Raw genomic sequence first — 17,962 nt, 5'->3', positions numbered from 1 at the left:
TTTTGTCGATACGCTTTTACGCACAGATTTCTCCATACGCAAGTATCCTAGCTACGCGGGGGCTTGGCCCCTCCCGCGACCGGACTTTCACCGGCTAGATGATGCGTGCCTCTGGGCACGCATAAAACAAAAAAACGCCTTTGCGGCGTTTTCGGAATTAACCTTTATTGACTCGACAATACATACCTCTTCAGCAACGTTCCGTCCTTAAAGGAATAGAAATCGAGCGTCTGATGCTCCTCGCTTTTCTCGTTCCAATATCGAATTTCCCATGCCGGATGATCGTTGAACCAACCCGGCATGATGCGGATCGGTTCTCCCTCGTGCTCTTGGGCGAACTTAGCGAGCATCTGATTCTCGGACAGATTCTCGCTGATATTCTCGCGCGCAAGACCGTCCTTGCGCTCGAATATCATCCAATCCGCGCCGTCCGCGTCCTTGCCGGTTACGATCCATACCGTCTCTATCCAAGTATGCCTGACCGCTTCGCTGATCTCCGTTAATCCACCTTGCTCCTTAGCGATCCGAATCGCCTGTTTTTCTGCGTTGCGGTAATCAGCATCCGCCGTACGTACGTACAGCACGAAACAAACAGCCACAAATACGACAAAACCGGCGATCAGGAACAGCCATTTGGCAAGCGATAGCGACGGTAGCTTTCGTTTGCCTTCACTGCGGCTTAATTTCATGCTCTCAACCTCCGGAAGCAACGTTCCGCTTCCGCCATGATCTTGTCCTCGTCGAGCGTAAGAAGCTGACCGTTACGGAGCAGCTGTTTGCCGTCCACCCACACGTGTACGACATCCGACCCTCTTGCCGAATAGGCAAGATGCGAGACGTAATCCGTATGCGGGACAAAATGTGGTTTCGAAAGATTAAGCGCGATGAAATCGGCTTTTAATCCGGGCTTGAGCTGGCCCGTCACTCCTTCCAAGCCAATCGAGCGCGCGCCGTTCACCGTTCCTAAGCGAAGAGCTTCCGAGGCCGGCACGACCGTCGGATCCCCCGATACGCCTTTGTGCAGCAAGGCGGCAGTCGAGATTTCCTGAAACAGATCGAGATTATTGTTGCTAGCCGCGCTATCGGTACCAAGAGAGACCGTTACCCCCGCCTTTAACAAGTCGGGTACTCTCGCGACGCCGCTGGCCAGCTTAAGATTGCTGATCGGATTATGGGATACCGCGACGCGGCGTTCGGCCAGAAGCGCGATTTCCTCGTCGTTCAAATGCACGGCATGAGCGACCAGCGTCGGACGGCTGAACATACCGAGACGGTCCAAGTGTTCTACCGGCCGGCAGCCGTAGTCTCTCACATTCTGTTCCACTTCCGCGATCGTCTCAGACATATGCGTATGCATCGGCAAGTCGAGCTCGTGGGAAGCTTCGACGAATTTCCGAATGAAATCAGGCGGGCAAGTATAAGGAGCATGAGGCGAGATCATCACGCTGATGCGTCCATTCGCGGCGCCATGCCAATCTTTTGCGAATTGGATGGCGTCGTTCAGCTTCGCCTTCTGAACATCTTCCGGACATAATCCAATCACGCCTCTTGCCAGACTGGCGCGCATTCCGGATTGATCGACCACCTCGCCAACCCGGTTCATATGGTCGTACATGTCTACGAATGTTGTCGTGCCACTTTTGATCATTTCCGCCGCGGCCAAGGCAGAGCCCCAATACACGTCATCGCTGGTGAACTTCGCTTCTGTCGGCCACATATGATTTTGCAGCCAATCCTGAAGCGCTAGATCGTCCGCCAATCCGCGCAGCAAAGACATCGCCGCGTGTCCATGCGTATTGACCAGCCCGGGCATGAACAACAATCCGGTCCCATCCAACGTTTCCGTCGCACGTGCGACTTCTTCCTCGGGCGCGGGACCGCTGCCGATTCCGGCAATGCGATCGCCTTCGATCGCCATCCATCCTTGAAATTCGGCTTTTTGGTCGTCCATCGTTACGAATGTTCCCCGATTGATTAATAGACGTGTCATCGTTCTCCGTCTCCTTCTTCCGCTTCATCGTTTTCATCCATGTAATAGGCCAAGCTTAACAATTCAGCCGTAAAATCGGCATTATGAATCCTCACGCCAGCAGTTGCCTTTAGAACGACTGGTGCAAAATTCAGAATCCCTCGAATACCCGCGGCTACGAATTGATCGGCTACGTTCTGGGCTTCTCCCGCCGGGACGGTAATAATGCCGACGGAGATGTCCAATTTTCTCACCGATGTCGACAGCTCCGACATCGGTTGGACGACGAGATGATTGATCGTTGTGCCGGCTTTTCCCTTATCGGCATCGAAAACCGCAACGATCTTCATATTGTCTTTGATGTACATATTGTAATTGCATAGTGCCCGTCCCAGATTTCCCGTTCCGACGAGCGCGACATTCATCGTTTTGTCGAGTTTGAGAATCTGCCGGATTTTCTCGATCAGATAGTCAACGTTGTACCCGACCCCTTTGCGCCCGAATTCGCCGAAATAGGCCAAATCCTTGCGGATCTGCGCTGGATTGAGATCCAGCTTCTCTCCCAAATCCTGGGACGATACCGTTTGAATACCGCTTAAGCTCAATTCGTTCAGGAATCGTAAGTAGATCGGAAGCCGTCTTACGACAGCTTCGGATATTTTGATCGGTTTCATTGTGTTTCTTCCCCCTCTTCGGCGATTGCCGGATGCAGCCAAGAGCTGATTCGCGACGCCATCGACGCCGTGGGCAGGTGCTCCATTTTCGGACCGGGTAAAGAATATAGAAAATACTTGCCATAATTCGTGTCAAGCACGCGGGTATCGTATAAAATGACAATTCCTTTGTCAGACGCCGTGCGAACGAGACGGCCGAAACCTTGTTTGAAACGAATAACCGCTTGTGGTAGAGACAACTTCATAAACGGATTTTTATTCTCGGCTTGCAGCTTCTCCGACTTGGCTTCTGCGACCGGGTGATTCGGCGGCTGAAACGGAAGACGGACGATCGCCAAGCAAGTAAGGGCGTCACCAGGCAGATCGATGCCTTCCCAGAAGCTGTTCGTCCCTAGCAAGACCGATGCGGGTTGCTTCATGAACTTCTGCGTCAGCCTGCTGCGGCTGCCGTCGTCCATGCCTTGGCCGAGCACTTGAATGCCGCTTGCTTCTAGTCGCTCTTTAAGAGGTCCATAGACATTCCTGAGCATCCGGTAAGACGTAAACAGCACGAGCATTCGACCGCCGACGGTAAGGGCCGTTTCCAGCAAGGAGTCAATCAAGGCGCTGACGAAAACCGCCTCTCCGTCTCGCCCTTTAATGGCCGGAAAGTCTCTCGGTATAAGCACGAGCGCCTGTTCGCGATATCGGAACGGCGATGGAAGCATTGCGGTTTTTAGTCTTCCGCCCTTCTCGGCCTCGTCTAAACCGAGTTGCTCCGTTACGTATTTGAACGATTTGTCGATCGTAAGTGTCGCTGAAGTCATGACGACACTCGCTTTGCGTTCGAATACTCCCTCTTTAAGAAGCTCGCTAACGTCTGCCGGGACGCCGTACAGATGAATCGAACGACTGCGATACTGTGAATGGCCCTCGATCCAATAAACGAATTCGGGTCTGCCGAGCGTCACGAACGATAAAGCGTCGGCACGGACGTTCGCCAAATCTTTTATTACTCCGCTTAAATCCGTAAGTGTTCCTTGCAATCCTAGCTCGTCCGATTCTTCGCGAATTTCTACAATCAGCTTCTCTATCGGCCGGATCAAATCCGATAGCAATTGAATCACGTTGTTGCCGTCAACGCTAATGCCGTCCCATTGCGAGGGAAGTTCGGCAGGTTTGATTCGCAGCGTGAAATTACCGGTTTCATCCGCGGCGGCATTGCTCGCCAGCACCCCGTACAATGCTTCCATCCACCGCTCCCAAGCTTCGCGAATCTCCTGAACTTTGGGAATCGCCATTTCAAGCTTCTCCGTCCAAGCTCCCGAATTTACGGTTCCGAGCGACGATACAGCGCTAAGAAGTTGCGGCAATAACCCCGTTCTTGCATCTTTCCATACTCTCAGTAACGGAATCATCAGCGAGCCATGAGAAGTTTTCTGCCCTAGATGGCTGCTCGCGACCTCTTCCAGATGATGCGCTTCGTCCACGATCAATCGATCGTATGCGGGGAGAAGACGATGATCCGCTCGCATGTCTGTGAAGAGCAGCGCATGATTCGTAATAATCAGGTCCGCTTTGCCCGCTTCTTGCCGAGCTCTATGATAGAAACATCTCTTAAACCACGGGCAAGCGCGATTCAGGCAAGAAGCTGAGTCGCTAGCCACGGCGGCCCATTCGTCGCGATTTCGTCCCCCGATGTTAAGTTCCTCCGACTCACCTCTTGCCGTTTCGCTTAACCAGACCGTCATCCCGCCGCGCGTAACGGCATCTTCCTTGTCCAATGCATGCTCGGGAATTTGCTGCCGGCTCTCGAACTTTCGCAAGCATAAATAATTGTTGCGTCCTTTGAACACCGAAGCGCGAAAAGGAATCGGAAGAACTTGATGCAGAAGCGGCAGATCGCGCTCGCGGAGTTGCTCTTGCAACTGGATCGTGTGGGTGCTGACGACGATTTTTTTGTCCTCTTTCCGCCCATAATAAAGCGACGGCAATAAGTAGCCTAACGATTTGCCCGTTCCCGTTCCCGCTTCCACGAGAAGATGGCTATCGTCTTGCAATGCCCCGTATACTTCCTGGAACATAATATCTTGGCCCTCCCGGGATTCATACGAGGGAAAAGCCATTTTCAGATTCTGCTGTATGGCGGCCATATACTGCTCGAAATCCATCGTCTCCAATATCGCAGACGCATCGTTCTCCTTGTCTAGACTTTCGGAGGACTCTTCGCTCCAATCCCCAACGCTCATCGCGAATTGGCGGAAATAATGATATCCCTCTTCGGCTGCGAGAGGCTGAGTCTCTCTCCATGCCAACGTGTCGGCGATCAGCCAGCCAAGATCGTTACGATCGGGATCGAATAACGAATTTAAGCGTTGCAGCGTAAAGAGCGGAAGATTGCGCAGCTTGTTCATGCATAAGAGGAACAATTCGGCAGTCGCAATGGCGTCGCTGTCGGCTTGATGCGGGCGGTCATGCGATATTCCGAGCCGTTCGGTGAGTGAAGTCAGAGAGAAGCTCGGTTCCGTAGGATACAGAACACGGGCGAGTTCAACAGTGTCAATCATCCGCCCCGCAAATGGCAAATATCCGCTGCTGTCGAGAGCGGCTTGCAGGAAGTGAGCGTCGAAGCCGACATTGTGACCGACGAGCACGGCGTCCTGCAGCAGTGGAACGATCTCGTTAAGCATCTCTCCAAGTTCCGGCGCGGACGCGACGTCGGCATCGGATATACCCGTGAGGCGCGTGATTTCGGCAGGTATCGGCTTCGAAGGCCGTACAAAGCTCGCATACGTGGAACAAACGGCACCCGCTTCGTCAATGAACGCGAGTCCCGTTTGGATAATTTCATCTTTATCGGACGACATGCCCGTCGTTTCAAAATCGAGCACGGCAAATTTCATTCCAGACTTCCTTTCCTTCCGGTGCGCAAATCAAAAAAGATCCGAATGATACCCAAGTTATACTTGGACCAACGATTGCAATTCCGCGCTGCCGAATTGAAGCTGAATCTGCCCGTTTCCCCGACGGACGGACTCCAGATTATGTTTCGGATCGGTAAAACCGGGGTCGGCTTCCAATGCTTTATGAAAATAAGTTTGGGCTTTATCCAAATGAGCGTAGATCGCTTGAATGCAGCCAAGCGCGTTGTAGGCAATCGCCTGCAGCCTTTTCTCATCGGTGACGGCGGCAATCAATTGAAAATGCCTTTGGGCTTCATTCCATTGTTTCATATGCATAAGGGTCATGGCAAGAAATAATCGTGCGCAAATAAAATCTGGGTACGAGGCGATCGTTTCCTCGAGATGAACGGAAGCGTGCTGGAACATCTGGAGTTTGAAATAGCCTTGTCCTTTAATGAAGGAGCCTAGAAGTTTTTGCGGTTCGGGCGCGACGATGGTCGATTGCTGTTCAACATCCCGGAAAAAACCCATTTTGTCTTCAAATTGCAGCCATAATTCAATAATATCATCACTTAACCCTTTGAGCACATCCCATTGTTGCCGCAGATCGTTTTTTTCGTTTGCCGAAGCGTGTGGATAACGCAAAATCAGATCGTCGAGCGCTTCGTTCATCGTCGCGAACCATTGTTGGATCATGATCGTTCCCCCTTGTCGCAAGATGTTATTGTACTGCTCATTCTGCGTTTCAAGGAGGGGTTTCATACGCGTTACAAAACGGTCGAATGCGGTTCTTCCGCCAACAATTCGGCAACCCGGTTATTGTCGTCCAGAATCGCGATGCGCGGACGGTGACGTCGGGCTTCCTCGTCGGACATCAATCCATAATTGATGATAATGACTTTATCTCCTGGCAGAACGAGTCTTGCCGCGGCTCCGTTTAAGCAGATGACGCCAGAGCCTCTCGGACCGGGAATCACGTAGGTTTCGAACCTGGCTCCGTTGTTATTATTCACGATTTGAACTTTTTCGTCTGGCAGAATATCGACCAATTCCATCAAGTCTTGGTCGATCGTTACGCTCCCGACGTAATTCAGGTTCGCTTCGGTCACGGTAGCCCGGTGTATTTTCGCTTTCATCATTTGACGGAACATAATTCAGCACCTACTTCCTTTGGAATAAGCAGCCGATTATCGATCAGGCGGGTATTGCCAAAACGAACCGCCAATGCGATCAACAACGAATCGCCGATATGGATAAGCGGTTGCCCTTCGGCCACGGGAACCAAATTCGGGTAAGTCAAAATTTCCACGTATTCGATATTCGCCAGCGGAACGCTGCCTATCTCGTCCTTCAAGCGAGCGACGATCCGGTCGGCTGTTAAGCCTTCCCCGATCCATTCTCCTGCCCGGGAAAGCGATCTGGACAGCACCAAGGCCTGTTCCCTCTCCGCCGCGCTCAAATAGACGTTTCGCGAGCTCATCGCGAGTCCGTCCGCCTCGCGGACGATCGGGCATGGCACGATCTCGACCGGTATGTTCAGATCTTGCGTCATGCGCTCGATAACGGCGATTTGTTGAGCGTCTTTCAAGCCGAAATACGCCCGATCGGGCTGCACGATATTGAACAGCTTCGTCACGACCGTCGCCACTCCGTCGAAATGGCCAGGGCGACTGGCGCCGCATAAACGATCGGTCACTTCCGTTACGGCGACGGTGGTCACGCGAGGCCGGGGATACATTTCCACGACAGACGGCATAAATACGAGATCGGCTCCGGCTTCTACGGCGACTTGCAGATCTCTCTCCTCGTTGCGAGGATATTTATCCAAATCCTCGTTCGGTCCGAATTGGATCGGATTGACGAATACGCTAAGTACGGTCAGCCCGTTCTCTTGCGCGGACCGGCGAAGCAGGCTCGCATGACCTTCATGCAAATACCCCATCGTCGGAACGAATCCGACTGCGCGTCCTTCCGCATCTGTACTGCGAAAAGCCGTGATCTCGCGTCTCAGTTCAGAGATCGTGCGAACGACTTTAATCGTCATTGTTTATCTCCTCCGTATAGCTTCACTGGAGCGTTCTGATTTTCGGGCGATTCCTTCACCGTAAACGAATGTTTTTCTTCCGGAAACGCTCTTGTTTTCACTTCGCTCACGTATTCCGCGATGGCGCTGCGAACCGTATCTCCGATATTCGCATAGCTTTTTACCATCTTCTTATCCCGGATTCCCGAGCCGTACCGGAGCAGATCGTGATAGACGAGCACTTGTCCGTCGCAACCTCGGCCCGCGCCGATCCCGATCGTCGGAATGCTGATCGCTTGGGAAACTTCCGTTGCCAGTTCCTCCGTCATTAGCTCAAGCACGATACCGAAGGCGCCCGCTTGTTCAAGCGCCTTGGCGTCTTCAATCAGCTTCTCGGCTTCCGCGCTGCTCTTGCCTTGTACTTTATAGCCGCCGATCTGATGAACGGATTGCGGCGTTAATCCAAGATGTCCTAGTACGGGAATGCCTGCCGAGACGAGATGACGAATCTCGTCCGCAAGTTCCGCGCCTCCTTCAAGCTTGACAGCATGTGCGCCGCCGTCTTGCATTAGCCTAGCGGCGTTGCGCAGCGTAGCCTCGGGGCCCAATCGATAAGTCGCGAAGGGCATATCCGTCACGACCATCGTTCTAGGTGCTCCGCGCACGACCGAACGTGTATGGTATATCATATCCTCAAGCTTGACAAAAACCGTCGTATCGTAACCGAGTACGACGTTGCCGAGCGAATCGCCAACCAGGATGACGTCAACGTCTGCTTCTTCCGCAAGCATTGCGGATGGGTGATCGTATGCCGTTATTACCGCAATTGGTTTTCCTTGTGCTTTCATCGTTTTTAATCGCGGGACGGTTAATGCTTGTTTCATGGGAGATCCTCCTAATGATAACAGGATTTCACAACAAAAAAACCCATTTTGCCCATGAGCAAAAAAGGGTTCCCATTCAACATAGAACGTCCTTCACGTCCTTCTGTCTCGGTCCTTTCGGCTCAGAGCAGAATCCGCCGCGAATCCATGACGGTATTGGATTACTGTTGCATTTTTTATTGCTTTTCATACAAGCTACAAGTGCGGTTCGCATCCAAGCGATACCACCTTGCAAGGAAATTATATCAGAAATAAGAGTTTCCGTCTATGAACTTGCGGCTTCATCTCTGATCTCTGCGGAGTAGATCGTTCGCCAGCTTCCATCCGCCAGCTCGACACGAAGTCCTCCCATTTCGTCTAGTCCTCGCGGGATTCCCGTAACGGAGCCTTGCGGAGTATTCAACTGCGTCACGTGGCCTAATGTGACTGAACGAGCTTCCCATAACGACCGGATCGGCGCGAATCCTTGTTCTAAGTAGAGATCGTACAGCCCCTCGAATTCTTCGAGAACGCTCGCGATGAGATCGCTGCGGTTCACCTCGCGCCCCGAAGCCATTTTAAGCGAAATCGCCTTCGGCAACAGCTCGTCCGGATAATCCTTTTCGTCCAAATTCACGGAAATGCCCAAGCCCGCGACGATATAGCGCAATCTTTCGTCCTCAGCTGCGGATTCAAGCAGAATACCGCTAATTTTACGGCCGCCAACCAGCAGATCGTTCGGCCATTTAATACCGATCGATAGTTCCGGTATAATGCGCGCAATTGCCCGGCTGAGCGCGACGGCCGCAAGCAGCGTCAACTGCGGCGTTAAGGGCAGCGGAACCGGCGGCCTAAGGAGCAAGCTCATCCAGATGCCTTTGCCGAGCGGGGACACCCAATTGCGTCCCATGCGCCCCCTTCCGCTCGTCTGTTGCTCCGCGATAACGAGGGTCCCTTCCGGGGCTCCTTGTTCCGCCATCGTTCGCACTTCGTCTTGCGTCGATGTGACGACGTCAAGTATGCGTATTTGGCGGCCAAAACGCTTCGTATGAAGCTTGGGCAGCAAATCCTGGAGTGAAAGGCGCGCCGGCTTGCCAGTAAGCTTATATCCTAAGCGGGGAACTGCCTCAACGACATACCCTTCCGCCTCCAGCTTGCGAATCTGCTTCCAGACGGCCGTCCGACTGACGCCGAGCAACCGGCTGATTTCCTCGCCCGACACGTATTCGCCCTCGCTGGCCTCCAATATGCTCAACAAACCGACTTTGCTCATTTTCGTTCCTCCGTCATGTTTCGCATCGCCGATTTGGCTTCGGACAGAAGCGATCCCTTATCGTTAGGAATTCGTCCCGACGCCGCTTCTTCTAGCAAACGCTGCAGCAAAACCGAGATCCAAGGTCCGGGAGCGACGCCTAAATAGCGAGAGAGCTCGTCTCCTTTGACATCAAGTTCCGCCACCGACGAAACAGACATCTCCGTTAACCATTCCCGCTCCGCGAAGACGGTTTCCCCACAAGCTTCCCTTATCGACAGCAAATCTTCGGCAATGCTTCGGCTGTGCGCAATCGTGTTTTTTATCCATCCGTGCCGCATCGTAGACTCATCATACGCGCTCAAACTTTCATGGAAATCCGCGATCGCCGCGATGCGTTCCGCTCTTTTCCCACTGATCCGTAAAGAACGGAACAGCTTGAGCGTATCGCTTCCGTTCACGCCCATTCCGATAAGCAAAGCCGCCCATCGCAAATCGGCGTCGGGAAGCAGCGGAAGATAAAGCAGATTGCCCGATGAACTTTCGTCGGAGTCTAATGCGCCCCACTCTTCCCAATGCCAATCACTGCCGTTAAGCCTATATCTCTCCGCCGCGCCCCTGAACGACTCGGGCAAAGATTCTTTCACATTAACGAGCAGGCCGCTCTTGAACAAATAGTGGCAAGCTTGCTCCGGACCGCCTCCTGCCATCATCTTGTCCCATTCCGCGCTGACGCGTTCCATGGCGACCTGGGCAAGCTTGCCGCGGTTGCTAATGATCCCTTCCCAGACGTCGGGCAAAATATCGAATCCGAATTCAGCGGCAAAACGAATCGCTCGCAGCATTCTTAGCGCGTCTTCTCCGAAACGTTCGGACGGTTGCCCTACGCACTGAACGACTCCCGCTCTTAACGCGTCTTGCCCGCCGAACGGATCCACGATCTTTCCATCGGACCCGAAAGCCATCGCGTTAAACGTAAAATCACGGCGTGCGAGATCCTCTTTCACATCCAGCACGAACGAGACTTCGTCCGGTCTTCTGGCGTCGGTATAATCGCCTTCCTGGCGAAACGTCGTAACTTCGAAAGAGCTGCCCTCTTCCATGACCGTAACCGTTCCGTGTTTCAGACCTGTCGGCAGCGTCCGCGAGAATAACCCAAGCACTTCCTCGGGTTTCGCGGAAGTCGCGATGTCGATATCGTGAAGCGGCCGACCAAGCAGCTTGTCTCTGACGCATCCGCCGACGAGGTAGGCGCGATGTCCGTTATGTTCAAGACGGTGGACGATATCAAGTCCTTCCGTCCACCGCTTGTCGTTTTCCAATTCATGTTCCATGGTTGAATCCACTTCCTTCCGTTCGTGCTACGGCCCTTTAAACGTTACAAGCGGGAACCGGAGCTTCGAGCGGCATGCCGAGCACGCGATAATAGATTTCTTCGTATTGAGACGTAATCAGCTCATCGCAGAACACGTGATGCGCGCGCTGCAGGCAGGCTTCCCTGAAATCCGCATAGAGCTTTTCGTTGTTCAGCAGCTTAAGCGCGTTTGCCGCCATATCGTCCGTGTTTCCGATCGGAGACAGGAACCCTGTAGTGCCATGTTGAACCAACTCGGGAATGCCGCCCGCTACCGACCCGATCGTCGGTACGCCGCAAGCCATCGCTTCCAAAGCGACCAATCCGAAGCTTTCCTTCTCAGATGGCAGCAGCAACAAATCCGCGATGGAAATCACCTGCGCGACGTCGTCCTGTTTGCCTAGAAAATGCACCCGTTCGGTTAAGCCCATTGCTTGAATCTTCGACTGAATCTTCGGCAGATCCGGCCCTTCTCCGACCAGAACTAACTTAGCAGGCATAGCGGCATTCACCTTGGCGAAAATATCAACGACGTCGCTCGTTCTTTTGACTGGACGGAAATTCGAGATGTGCATCAGCACTTTCTCGTGTGGCTCCGCGTAGTCTCGGCGTAAATCCCGACATTCGCGGGGATAATAGATTCTTTTGTCCACGAAATTGTATGTCAGATCGATCGGCTCGCGGATGTCCAGCAGCTCTCGCGTCTCCCGGATCAGATCCTTGCTGACCGCTGTGACAGCGTCGCTATTGCGGATGCCCAATCGAATAATGTCTTTAAGCGTTTCGTCTTGGGCCAGCACCGTTATATCCGTACCGTGAAGTGTCGTGACGACTTTCAGATCGTCCCCGGCCATCTGTTTGGCCAAAATCGCGCATATCGCATGTGGAACCGCATAATGCACGTGCAGCAAGTCCAGCTTCTGCAGCCTTGCGACCTGGTTCATCTTGCTGGCAAGAGACAGATCATAGGGCGGGTAACGAAATACATAATAATCGGACACTTCCACTTCATGATAAAAAATATTGCGGTGAAACTTGCCCAGTCGGAAAGGCATGCTATGCGTAATAAAATGAATCTCGTGTCCTTTTTCGGCGAGCAGCTTCCCGAGCTCGGTCGCTACAACGCCCGAGCCCCCGAGCGACGGGTAGCAGGTAATGCCTATTCGCAGTGGGCGATTCATGTCGATTCCTCCATTTCGGAAAACCAATCGACGGCAACGATGCGCGGCATCGCCCATCGGTCGTCATTCGTTAATATATTCCCCGATCATTCGCGATTAGAAGCGTTGCAGCGCAACAGGACCTTTTGCAATGAATCCTTCCGCGTATCGATACTTCTTTACCTGCCCGAACAGCCTGTCCCGCGCCGCGACGTTGTCCAGATAAGCGCCGGTCAGCGGGGTCTCCACCCAATCCGATTCGCTGCTTTCCGGCATAAATTGCGAACGGTAAGCCTTCAGCGCGGTCATTTTGATCTCGTGAACATCGCTCACGTCGATCAACAACTGAGGAGCGTGAACATCGTTGATCATGTAGAAATAAAGCTGCTCGACCGTCCATGCGGGCAGCTCCGGCATGTATTTTCTCAGCTTGGCGTTAAAAACCGCCTCTTCCGCCATGCGGCTAGCCGCGATATGGTCCGGATGACGGTCTATGTGATACGGCGCGAAGACAAGTCTCGGCCGGTAGCGGCGAATCGCCTCGACCATGAGATCGACCTGCTCGGGAACCGGGGAGAGACGCCGATCCGGCAAGCCCAGCGTTTCCCGAACGGCAAGACCGAGTACCTCGCTAGCCTCCGCCGCTTCCTTCTGGCGTGTCTCTACGTTTCCGTTGGAGGACATTTCCGCATAGGTGAGGTCGATAATCCCGACAGCTAAGCCTTCCCGCGCGTGTTTGGCAATTGTGCCGCCCATGCCGATCTCCGCGTCATCAGGATGCGCGGCGAAGACGAGCAAATCGAGAGACGTATCATGTGAAGGGTTCATTCGATCTTTCACCCTTCTATTCCCGGCTTATATTTATGCACGAGTTCGCGCCACGCGAAATCCCCGCGTTCTAGAGATTTGATCAACAATTCTCCCGTCGCTACGTTCGTTGCAAGCGGTATGCCTTGGACGTCGCAAAGCCGCAGCAAAGCAATGATATCCGGCTCGTGAGGCTGCGCCATTAATGGGTCCCGCAGAAAAATAATCAAATCCATTGTATTCTCGGCCACTCTTGCACCGATTTGTTGATCTCCTCCGAGCGGTCCGGACATGAAACGGTGCACGGATAACGAAGTATTCTCCATAATCCGCGTGCCGGTCGTGCCAGTGGCGTACAGCCGGTGATGTTTCAATACGTGTTCGAAAGCGATGGCGAAGTTCACCATTTCGTCTTTCTTGCGATCGTGGGCAATCAGCGCGATATCGATCATCGTTGCAGTTCTCCTCTCCTGAGGCGATATAGGTATAGATGCAGGTGCTAGTCTAGGAAATGCTCGAAACCGTAGATCATTCCGGTGACGTTCATGATTTTTTTGATCGCCGTGTTAACGCCCGGCATATAACCGGCTCGATCGTAAGAATCGTGGCGGACTTTGAGCGTTTGGCCGAACGCCCCGAATATGACTTCCTGCTGCGCAAATACGCCGGGAAGCCTTACGCTATGTATGCGGAATCCGTTATAATAACCGCCTCTTGCTCCTTCGATCAACTCTTCCTCGTTCGGATTGCCTTGCCGCAGCTCTTGCCGGGCTTCCGCGATCCATTCGGCCGTTTTGATCGAAGTACCGGAAGGAGCGTCTAATTTTTGGTCACCATGGTATTCAATGATTTCGACATGGGGAAAATACTTGGCAGCCATCGCCGAGAACTTCATCATCAGGATCGCCCCGATCGAGAAGTTCGGCGCAATCAGCCCGCCGATTCCTTTGTCTTTGCATTGCTTGTCCAATTCGGCGATTTGCTCCGGAGTAAAACCTGTCGTGCCCATGATGGGACGTACTCCGTAAGCGATCGCCGTCTCCGTGTTCGGCATCGCCGATTTCGGATTGGTGAAGTCGACAAGCACATCCGGACGACTCGCGGACAACGCTTCGGCCAAATTCGACGAAACAATGACGCCGGTATCCGGTTTACCGACGAGTGAACCGGCGTCAATGGAACCCGCCGACCTGCCGATAGCGGCCACAAGTTGCAATTCGGGATCCTCGAGCACCATTTTGACGACTTCGCGGCCCATGCGGCCGCCTGCTCCGGCTACGGCTACTTTAATGATTGAGGACATGGGATCACCTTTTCCTTTTCGTATGGTAGATCTTGTATTGTTGTTTAATAACCCGACGCCTTTCGGCCCGAATCTCGCTCATCAGCCGTTTGGCTTCCTCGAGCCCGGGTTCAAGCTGCAAAGCATCCCGCAAAAAGCCGAGCGCTTGGCTATAATTCTGCTGCATTCGGTAGAGGACGCCCAGCACGAGATTTGCTTCCGCCGAGAGCGGGTCAAGCTGAACGGCTTCCCTCATTAGCGCGATGCACGAGGCGATGTCGGGTGTCGGCTGCGACAGCAGTTGCCTGACTTCGGCGATCCGTTGCTTGGATTGAATCATTCTAAGATTCAACCGATATGACGGCTCATCCGGATTCAGTTCCAACGCTTTAAGCGCATAATCCATCGCCAGTTGAAGTTTTCCGCTCCTGGCGCAAGTAATGGAAGCCCTGTGGTAATAGGCGGCGTTGCCGGGATCAAGCTCGATCGCCCTTCCGAACCAGTAAACAGCGGATTCGAAATCCCCTTGATAGATGGCATCGTAAGCTTGCCGGAGACACATATCCCCGTCCATGCCGACCATCCTCCCTTCGTTCGGGGATGGTACAGCATATGAGAATTAACCGTTATCTGTGTTCAGCTTCGTCCATCTGTCTGCGTCCCTTGTGTTGAATTTGTGCATCACCTTGCGGTGAGCCTCCGTCAGATCGATGCCCAAAGCATTCGCGAAACAGGTGACGATAAATAAAATATCGCCTAACTCAAGCTCGATGGAATTGTCGGCTTCATCCTTTTTTTTCGGTTTTTCTCCGTAGTGGTGGTTGACTTCGCGCGCCAGTTCTCCCACTTCCTCGGTCATGCGTGCAAGCATCGCGAGCGGCGAAAAGTAACCTTCCTTGAATTGCGAGATGTAAGCATCCACTTCGCGCTGAATGTCGGCGAGAGTTTGTTCTTTCAGAGTCAAATCGGCAATGCGCGACTCTCCCATTGTACGCTTCCTTTCATGAAGGTTTCTATCCTATGTTATCGTAAGACGAATTCGAAAACAAATGCAAATTTGGAGGAATCGTCCTATGAATCGTTTCGACATGTGGAACTCCTTGAAATCCTGGAGTCTCCTTATCGCAGGCACGGCCCTTTACGCGTTCGGCTTGCAATATTTTATCATCCCCAACCTGTTGATGGAAGGCGGCGTGACCGGAGTCGCCGTTCTCCTGAACTATGCGCTCTCCCTGCCCGTGTCCTTGACTTCTCTTCTCATCAACCTACCTCTGTTTTTTTTGGGCTGGCGTCAGCTCGGCAAAGAAGCGATGGTCTATACCCTTGCGGGAACGGTGCTTCTGTCGATATTTCTATGGCTGGCGGAAACGGCGGTAAACCGGGGATGGCTGACTCCGTTTCGCTCCGAGCACGATTTCATTCTTGTTGTCCTCTACGCGGGCGTCACGCTAGGTACCGGCCTTGGGCTCGTATTTCGAGCAGGCGGGACGACCGGCGGAACCGACATCATCGCAAGAATTCTGCATCGCGCGCGCAGATGGAGCATGGGACAGATCATTCTGTCGATGGACGTGCTTATCCTCGTTGTCTCGCTCTTGTTTATCCCGAAGGAAAAAGTACTGTACACGATTGTCAGTGTCTTTATCGCTTCCCGTATCATCGACTACATTCAAGAAGGCGCCTACGCCGCCAAAGCATTCACGATCCTGTGCCGCGATCCGGAAATCATGGCCAAAAACATCACGATCGAGCTGGATCGGGGAGTTACGCTGATGCCCGCGGTCGGCGCTTTTTCCGGCGAACATAAACATGTCGTCTATTGCGTCGTCAGCCGCTTCGAGATCGGCAAATTAAAAAGCCTCGTCCGTCAACATGACCGGAGGGCTTTTATCGTCATCAACGACGTGCACGACGTGCTCGGAGAAGGTTTCCGGGACGAGTGACAGCGTGATATCACGCTATTTTTTTCTTGTCCACTTGTTCAGCCATTGCCGGGCGGCGTCTTTCGATTCGTCGGGCTTTCCGTAGCTGTCGCTTTTGCCGGAGTACTCTTCGTATTTATAACGTCTCCAGCCGACCCAGGTCAGAATCGTGACAATGAACGAACCCATCATCGCCGACCATCCCCATGAAGGAGGAACGACACCTACCGGTGGAACGACTGCGGTTGAAGCTTCTTTATTGCTTGGGAACAATCCGTTTATCGCTTCCTTCAGAGGTTCGACCGTGCTCTGCAGCAGCTCGCCCTTCGGTGATTCGGCTCGGTATATCCGGCTTGCGTATCGCAGAACGGAGTCGCTTCGTTCGATTATCCATGGTTCGTTTCTCAGAAGCGCAGCCGTACGAATGACGGAATAATGCGAGGATAGCTGGTCAAATGCGGCTACCGCCGTCCGGGGCGCGGGGCCGGATACGGACGTCTGTTTCGGCAGAGCTTGGCCTATCTTGGCCAGGTCCTCTTGCAAAACCGTTCTGTAACGGTGCCAGATCGGCTTGTCCGGGTGCGCAAGCGCATCTGCTGCCAGTCTCAAAGCAGCCGCACCAGATTTCCACTTTGTTATGTCCCGCTTTACGGCAGCGCTTGTCCGTTTTAACTCCGTAATCGTCTGGGCAAGCGCATGGATGCCCTCGGCCGTAGCGATCTCTTTCATCGATAAATTGCGGAATTGCTCTTCGATATCCGTTAGGCGTTGCGATGCCGATCGCATCAAGCCGGCGTTAACGTCTTCATATAAAGCTTCGGCTGTAGACAAGAAACGGTCGTACGCCAGTTGGTAGGGTCTTCCCGCAGCCGGAGCGAGTTTCTCGGGTCCAGTTGCGCTCGCTTCCGCGAACGCTAATCCTCGCCCCGTAGAAGGGGCGATGACGATCAGACCGAGAACAGCAATCAAAGCTGCTCCCGCAATTCGAAGTTTTCTCATCCGCCATGGCGAAGTCATGAACGATAACAAAGCTCATCCCCTCCTTATCCTAGGGATATGAGGGGATGTCCGTTTTTAGAACGACTTGTCCGCAATCCTCTGCGGATTTGCGACCGCGAACCTTGCCACCCCAGCCGCAGCTACGCTTAATGCCGTCAGCAAGAAAGTAAACAGAGCGACGTAGAACAAATCATTATCCAGTTGTACCGGCAAATAGGGATAGACATCAAACGTATAGTCCACCGTATCGTTCAGGAAAGTCCATGCCGCCGCCGCCAGCAGCGCCATACCGCCGAACGCAAAGAATCTGGCGTAGAGAAGCGCCATAATCGCCATCGCGGTATGCCCGATAATGAGCATCCAATCGTCGCCGCGCAGAACCGCTCCCTTCGCTTGGGCCGCGAAGATGATGGCGGTCGCCCATATGCCGTATTTGATCGAGGTGACGACGCCAAGCGCCTCCACGATTCCACGTACGCCATTGATCCACTTTCTCGGAGAAGGTTTGGGTGCAATCCATAACCACAGCACCGCCAATGTGAAAAACAGCGAAGCCGTCGGGCTGTCGGGCACGAACGGGATTTGCCAGTGCGGATGCTCCTCCCAAGTGCTGATCAATTGACCTTTGTACCAGTAATAACCGTAGATCGTGCCAGGAACGTAAATAAGCATCATGAGCCACAAGATTGCGGGATGCATCAATACGTTGCGGGAAAGAATCCATTTCAACCAGTTCTGCAAGTTCATGAATCGCCTGTCCTTTCGGGGATAGGAT

19 protein-coding genes are annotated in these 17,962 nt (G+C 53.2%); 1 reads left to right on the top strand and 18 read right to left on the bottom strand.

All coding sequences use genetic code 11. The features are described from left to right. Positions 1 to 164 precede the first annotated feature (164 nt). The 16 genes from FPZ45_RS03285 to FPZ45_RS03210 all read right to left on the bottom strand — a co-directional run bounded on the left by FPZ45_RS03285 (position 165) and on the right by FPZ45_RS03210 (position 15,254). Entirely contained in the window at positions 165 to 689 is a 525-nt protein-coding gene (locus FPZ45_RS03285; protein WP_144698288.1) for a cell wall elongation regulator TseB-like domain-containing protein, read from the bottom strand. After that, positions 686 to 1,990, bottom strand: a complete 1,305-nt coding sequence (locus tag FPZ45_RS03280) for an amidohydrolase (RefSeq protein WP_144698286.1) — start codon at positions 1,988 to 1,990, stop codon at positions 686 to 688. The genes FPZ45_RS03285 and FPZ45_RS03280 overlap by 4 nt, the downstream gene beginning before the upstream one ends. Beyond that, positions 1,987 to 2,643: a redox-sensing transcriptional repressor Rex gene (locus FPZ45_RS03275; RefSeq protein ID WP_144698284.1), complete on the bottom strand. Its 657-nt coding sequence runs from the start codon at positions 2,641 to 2,643 to the stop codon at positions 1,987 to 1,989. The genes FPZ45_RS03280 and FPZ45_RS03275 overlap by 4 nt, the downstream gene beginning before the upstream one ends. Beyond that, entirely contained in the window at positions 2,640 to 5,525 is a 2,886-nt protein-coding gene (gene dinG, locus FPZ45_RS03270) for an ATP-dependent DNA helicase DinG (RefSeq protein ID WP_144698282.1), read from the bottom strand. The genes FPZ45_RS03275 and dinG overlap by 4 nt, the downstream gene beginning before the upstream one ends. Positions 5,526 to 5,582: 57 nt before the next feature. Beyond that, positions 5,583 to 6,221, bottom strand: coding sequence for a hypothetical protein (locus FPZ45_RS03265; protein WP_144698280.1), 639 nt, complete (start codon positions 6,219 to 6,221; stop codon positions 5,583 to 5,585). 71 nt (positions 6,222 to 6,292) lie between these two features. Continuing rightward, complete coding sequence (gene panD, locus FPZ45_RS03260) at positions 6,293 to 6,676, bottom strand: aspartate 1-decarboxylase (protein WP_144698278.1); 384 nt, start codon at positions 6,674 to 6,676, stop codon at positions 6,293 to 6,295. Next, positions 6,661 to 7,563, bottom strand: coding sequence for a pantoate--beta-alanine ligase (gene panC / locus FPZ45_RS03255; RefSeq protein WP_144698418.1), 903 nt, complete (start codon positions 7,561 to 7,563; stop codon positions 6,661 to 6,663). Before panC ends, panD begins: the two co-directional genes overlap by 16 nt. Before the next feature lie 2 nt (positions 7,564 to 7,565). Next, entirely contained in the window at positions 7,566 to 8,432 is an 867-nt protein-coding gene (panB, locus tag FPZ45_RS03250) for a 3-methyl-2-oxobutanoate hydroxymethyltransferase (RefSeq protein WP_144698276.1), read from the bottom strand. 265 nt (positions 8,433 to 8,697) lie between these two features. Continuing rightward, positions 8,698 to 9,684 (bottom strand): biotin--[acetyl-CoA-carboxylase] ligase, encoded by a 987-nt coding sequence (locus FPZ45_RS03245; protein ID WP_144698274.1) that lies wholly within the window; start codon positions 9,682 to 9,684, stop codon positions 8,698 to 8,700. Continuing rightward, positions 9,681 to 10,997, bottom strand: coding sequence for a CCA tRNA nucleotidyltransferase (locus tag FPZ45_RS03240; protein ID WP_144698272.1), 1,317 nt, complete (start codon positions 10,995 to 10,997; stop codon positions 9,681 to 9,683). The genes FPZ45_RS03245 and FPZ45_RS03240 overlap by 4 nt, the downstream gene beginning before the upstream one ends. A gap of 37 nt (positions 10,998 to 11,034) precedes the next feature. Further along, complete coding sequence (bshA, locus tag FPZ45_RS03235) at positions 11,035 to 12,198, bottom strand: N-acetyl-alpha-D-glucosaminyl L-malate synthase BshA (RefSeq protein ID WP_144698270.1); 1,164 nt, start codon at positions 12,196 to 12,198, stop codon at positions 11,035 to 11,037. Between the two features lie 96 nt (positions 12,199 to 12,294). After that, positions 12,295 to 13,005 (bottom strand): bacillithiol biosynthesis deacetylase BshB1, encoded by a 711-nt coding sequence (bshB1, locus tag FPZ45_RS03230; protein WP_144698268.1) that lies wholly within the window; start codon positions 13,003 to 13,005, stop codon positions 12,295 to 12,297. An 8-nt stretch (positions 13,006 to 13,013) separates the two neighbouring features. Further along, entirely contained in the window at positions 13,014 to 13,436 is a 423-nt protein-coding gene (locus tag FPZ45_RS03225) for a methylglyoxal synthase (protein WP_144698266.1), read from the bottom strand. A gap of 47 nt (positions 13,437 to 13,483) precedes the next feature. Beyond that, positions 13,484 to 14,287 carry a 4-hydroxy-tetrahydrodipicolinate reductase gene (gene dapB, locus FPZ45_RS03220; RefSeq protein ID WP_144698264.1) on the bottom strand — a complete coding sequence of 268 codons (804 nt, stop codon included), beginning with the start codon at positions 14,285 to 14,287 and terminating at the stop codon, positions 13,484 to 13,486. A 4-nt stretch (positions 14,288 to 14,291) separates the two neighbouring features. After that, the gene (locus FPZ45_RS03215; RefSeq protein ID WP_186438199.1) at positions 14,292 to 14,840 is read right to left on the bottom strand and encodes a tetratricopeptide repeat protein; all 549 of its coding nucleotides are present in this window, start codon (positions 14,838 to 14,840) and stop codon (positions 14,292 to 14,294) included. A gap of 45 nt (positions 14,841 to 14,885) precedes the next feature. Further along, entirely contained in the window at positions 14,886 to 15,254 is a 369-nt protein-coding gene (locus FPZ45_RS03210) for a nucleotide pyrophosphohydrolase (RefSeq protein WP_144698260.1), read from the bottom strand. Between the two features lie 85 nt (positions 15,255 to 15,339). Here FPZ45_RS03210 and FPZ45_RS03205 point away from each other — a divergent pair, with 85 nt between their 5' ends. Continuing rightward, positions 15,340 to 16,209 (top strand): YitT family protein, encoded by an 870-nt coding sequence (locus FPZ45_RS03205; protein WP_144698258.1) that lies wholly within the window; start codon positions 15,340 to 15,342, stop codon positions 16,207 to 16,209. Positions 16,210 to 16,224: 15 nt separating this feature from the next. Here the strand turns inward: FPZ45_RS03205 and FPZ45_RS03200 are convergent, their stop codons facing one another. Both FPZ45_RS03200 and FPZ45_RS03195 read right to left on the bottom strand, forming a co-directional pair. Beyond that, the gene (locus FPZ45_RS03200; protein ID WP_144698256.1) at positions 16,225 to 17,217 is read right to left on the bottom strand and encodes a sporulation protein YpjB; all 993 of its coding nucleotides are present in this window, start codon (positions 17,215 to 17,217) and stop codon (positions 16,225 to 16,227) included. A 45-nt stretch (positions 17,218 to 17,262) separates the two neighbouring features. Continuing rightward, entirely contained in the window at positions 17,263 to 17,934 is a 672-nt protein-coding gene (locus FPZ45_RS03195) for a DUF1405 domain-containing protein (RefSeq protein ID WP_144698254.1), read from the bottom strand. Between the last annotated feature and the right edge of the window lie 28 nt (positions 17,935 to 17,962).

It is taken from the genome of Cohnella terricola (assembly GCF_007786475.1).
Taxonomy (GTDB): domain Bacteria; phylum Bacillota; class Bacilli; order Paenibacillales; family Paenibacillaceae; genus Cohnella; species Cohnella terricola.
This window is presented reverse-complemented; position numbering and strand designations above follow the sequence as displayed.

Excerpts from the sequence above, each read along its gene's own strand:
- FPZ45_RS03215 (WP_186438199.1), bottom strand. The coding sequence starts at position 14,840 with ATGGACGGGGATATGTGTCTCCGGCAAGCTTACGATGCCATCTATCAA.
- panD (WP_144698278.1), bottom strand. The coding sequence starts at position 6,676 with ATGTTCCGTCAAATGATGAAAGCGAAAATACACCGGGCTACCGTGACC.
- FPZ45_RS03205 (WP_144698258.1), top strand. The coding sequence starts at position 15,340 with ATGAATCGTTTCGACATGTGGAACTCCTTGAAATCCTGGAGTCTCCTT.
- dapB (WP_144698264.1), bottom strand. The coding sequence starts at position 14,287 with ATGTCCTCAATCATTAAAGTAGCCGTAGCCGGAGCAGGCGGCCGCATG.
- FPZ45_RS03265 (WP_144698280.1), bottom strand. The coding sequence starts at position 6,221 with ATGATCCAACAATGGTTCGCGACGATGAACGAAGCGCTCGACGATCTG.
- dinG (WP_144698282.1), bottom strand. The coding sequence starts at position 5,525 with ATGAAATTTGCCGTGCTCGATTTTGAAACGACGGGCATGTCGTCCGAT.
- FPZ45_RS03275 (WP_144698284.1), bottom strand. The coding sequence starts at position 2,643 with ATGAAACCGATCAAAATATCCGAAGCTGTCGTAAGACGGCTTCCGATC.
- bshB1 (WP_144698268.1), bottom strand. The coding sequence starts at position 13,005 with ATGAACCCTTCACATGATACGTCTCTCGATTTGCTCGTCTTCGCCGCG.
- FPZ45_RS03245 (WP_144698274.1), bottom strand. The coding sequence starts at position 9,684 with ATGAGCAAAGTCGGTTTGTTGAGCATATTGGAGGCCAGCGAGGGCGAA.
- FPZ45_RS03195 (WP_144698254.1), bottom strand. The coding sequence starts at position 17,934 with ATGAACTTGCAGAACTGGTTGAAATGGATTCTTTCCCGCAACGTATTG.
- bshA (WP_144698270.1), bottom strand. The coding sequence starts at position 12,198 with ATGAATCGCCCACTGCGAATAGGCATTACCTGCTACCCGTCGCTCGGG.
- FPZ45_RS03210 (WP_144698260.1), bottom strand. The coding sequence starts at position 15,254 with ATGGGAGAGTCGCGCATTGCCGATTTGACTCTGAAAGAACAAACTCTC.
- FPZ45_RS03225 (WP_144698266.1), bottom strand. The coding sequence starts at position 13,436 with ATGATCGATATCGCGCTGATTGCCCACGATCGCAAGAAAGACGAAATG.
- FPZ45_RS03285 (WP_144698288.1), bottom strand. The coding sequence starts at position 689 with ATGAAATTAAGCCGCAGTGAAGGCAAACGAAAGCTACCGTCGCTATCG.
- FPZ45_RS03240 (WP_144698272.1), bottom strand. The coding sequence starts at position 10,997 with ATGGAACATGAATTGGAAAACGACAAGCGGTGGACGGAAGGACTTGAT.
- panB (WP_144698276.1), bottom strand. The coding sequence starts at position 8,432 with ATGAAACAAGCATTAACCGTCCCGCGATTAAAAACGATGAAAGCACAA.
- FPZ45_RS03280 (WP_144698286.1), bottom strand. The coding sequence starts at position 1,990 with ATGACACGTCTATTAATCAATCGGGGAACATTCGTAACGATGGACGAC.